The sequence below is a fragment of the Phenylobacterium sp. genome, from assembly GCF_036263695.1.
Taxonomy (GTDB): Bacteria; Pseudomonadota; Alphaproteobacteria; order Caulobacterales; family Caulobacteraceae; genus Phenylobacterium.
The window spans coordinates 1-2,283 of the sequence record NZ_DATAGM010000166.1 but is presented as its reverse complement, the minus strand read 5'-3'; the positions used below and the strand labels follow the sequence as shown (position 1 = coordinate 2,283).

Here is a 2,283-nt window from a genome sequence, read left to right as displayed (position 1 = left end):
CAGGACCGCTAGCCGTCCCACTCGAGCCAGGCGCCGTGCGGGTGCACGCGGGCAAGCCGGCGGTCCTCGCCGCCGGGCCAGAGGGTGAGGCGCAGCTCGATCTGCGCGAGGTCGCCGGGCGGCGGCTCCATCCGCAGCCAGGCGAAGGGCGCCTCGGGCGTGGCGGCCCGCCCGAGCGTCTCGATCAGCGTGGCCAGCCGGGCGCGGGACGCCTCGGGCAGGTACTGCCAGAAGATGGAGTGGTAGAGCACGGTCGCCGCGCCTGCGGCCGCCTCGGCGCGGCCGGCCGGCCATTCGGCGGCGTCGGCGGCCTCGACCTGCACGCCGCGTGAGAGGGCCAGGTCGATCGCCGCGCGGGCGGCGGCGAGGCGTTCGAACTGGTCGGGCCAGATGAAGGCCAGCAGCCGGCGGCGCTGGGCCGGGTCCGTCAGGTCGACAGGCCGGCGGTCGCAGGCCGAGCGCTCCAGCACCCGGATCGGCGCACCGAGCGGCGGGGGCGGGCCGCGCCATTCGGCTGCGAGCTGGACGTCGGAGTCCTCCGGGCCCCAGGCGAAGTCGCCGAGCCGGTAGCGGAAGCCGTCCCAGTTGAGATTCAGCCCGGCGCTTGCGCCCAGCTCGAAGCAGCGCAGCGGCAGCCCCGTCGCCTGGGCGATAGCAAGGAAGCCGGGCAGCAGCACGGCCGAGCGGCGCACCTCATTGGTCTGCGGCTCGTGGCCGAGGAAGGCTTCGAAGCGGTCGCGCCGGGCGGCCATCTCGGTCCGCGCGATGCTCCAGGCGGCCTTGGGATCGCCGCCCCGCTCCGGCGCCGGGTAGGCGGCGGCGAGCTCCGGCGCCTCGCCGCTCAGCGCCAGGTCGTGGCAGGCGCCCAGCAGGCGCAGCGTGACCGCCGCCTCGCCGATCTCCTGGAGGGTCAGCCCGGCCCAGGGACGCAGCAGCCCCTCGAGATCGTCGCCCTGGCGCATCGCGCCGGCGGCGGTGCTCGCCAGCGCAGCGTTGAAGGGCGAGCCCAGGCGCTCGCAGAAGCCGGCCTGGGAGTCGAAGGCGGAGATCAGGGCAGGGGAGATCGGTGTGACCATGGCCAAGCCATCGCCGCCGCCGCATGCCGCGGCAATCTTGATTCAGCTGATCAATCCGCCGCGGCGCCCTCGAGCGGCAGCTCGTCCTGCAGGGTGTCTTCGAAGGCCAGCAGCGGATCCTTGCCCATCAGGGCGAGCTTCACCGGCCCCCAGGTCAGCCGGTGGATCTCGCAGGGGCCGAGGTCGAGCAGGGCGCGGGCGTGGATCGGGGCGCGGTAGCCCTTGTGCGAGGCGAAGCCGTAGCCCGGGAAGCGGGCGTCCATCTCCACCATCAGTCGGTCGCGGGCGACCTTGGCCAGGATCGAGGCCGCGGCGATGGACTTCGACTTGCCGTCCCCGCCGACGACGGTCTTCACGTCGCACGGCAGCTTGAAGCGGTAGTTGCCGTCGACCAGCGCGTAGACCGGCTGCACCGCCATCGCTTCGATGGCCCGGCACATGGCCAAGCCGGTGGCGTGCAGGATGTTGAGCGAGGCGATCTCCTCCACGGAGGCGAAGCCGACGCCCCAGGCGAGCGCCTTGGCCTTGATCTCGACCTCCAGCGCCTCGCGGGTCTTGGCGTTGAGCTTCTTGGAGTCGTCGAGGCCTTTGGGGACCTTGCGGGGGTTGAGGATCACCGCGCCCGCGCAGACCGGGCCCGCCCAGGGACCGCGGCCCGCCTCGTCCACCCCGCAGACCGGGGCCGGGCAGGCCTTCTCGAGCAGCATCGTCGGACCCTTGGGCATCAGCCGCTCATAGCCGCCACCTGCGCGTGCCGGAAGCAGGGTGTGACATGATCGTTCACCATGCCGGTCGCCTGCATGAAGGCGTAGACGATCACCGGTCCGGTGAACTTGAAGCCTTTGGCCTTGAGCGCCTTGGACATTTCCACCGCCAGCGGCGTCTGGGTCGGCACCTGCGACATGTTCTCCCAGTGGTTCTGGATCGGCCTTCCGTCGAGGAATCCCCACAGGAACTGCGAGAAGTCCTCGCCACGGTCCCGCATCTCGACGAACCGGCGGGCGCCGTGGATGGCCGCGTCGATCTTGGCGTTGGAGCGGACGATGGCCGCGTCGGCCATCAGTCGGTCGCGGTCCGCCCCGCCGTATCGGGCGACCTTATCCGGATCGAAGCCGTCGAAGGCGGCGCGGAAGGCCTCGCGCTTCCGCAGGATGGTGATCCAGGCCAGCCCCGCCTGGAAGCCGTCCAGCACCAGCTTCTCCCACAG

The 2,283-nt window shown here is 72.1% G+C and carries 3 protein-coding genes; all 3 read right to left on the bottom strand.

Annotated elements, in window-relative coordinates; genetic code table 11:
- Positions 1–8 precede the first annotated feature (8 nt).
- On the bottom strand, positions 9–1,076 hold the full coding sequence (locus VHK87_RS06840) for a DUF2332 domain-containing protein (protein WP_329634152.1): 1,068 nt from the start codon (positions 1,074–1,076) through the stop codon (positions 9–11).
- Positions 1,077–1,126: 50 nt separating this feature from the next.
- Entirely contained in the window at positions 1,127–1,801 is a 675-nt protein-coding gene (locus tag VHK87_RS06835; RefSeq protein ID WP_329634151.1) for a ribonuclease HII, read from the bottom strand.
- The coding region (locus tag VHK87_RS06830) for a DNA-3-methyladenine glycosylase I (protein WP_329634150.1) at positions 1,801–2,283 on the bottom strand (483 nt) is incomplete at its 5' end. The genes VHK87_RS06830 and VHK87_RS06835, both read right to left, overlap by 1 nt.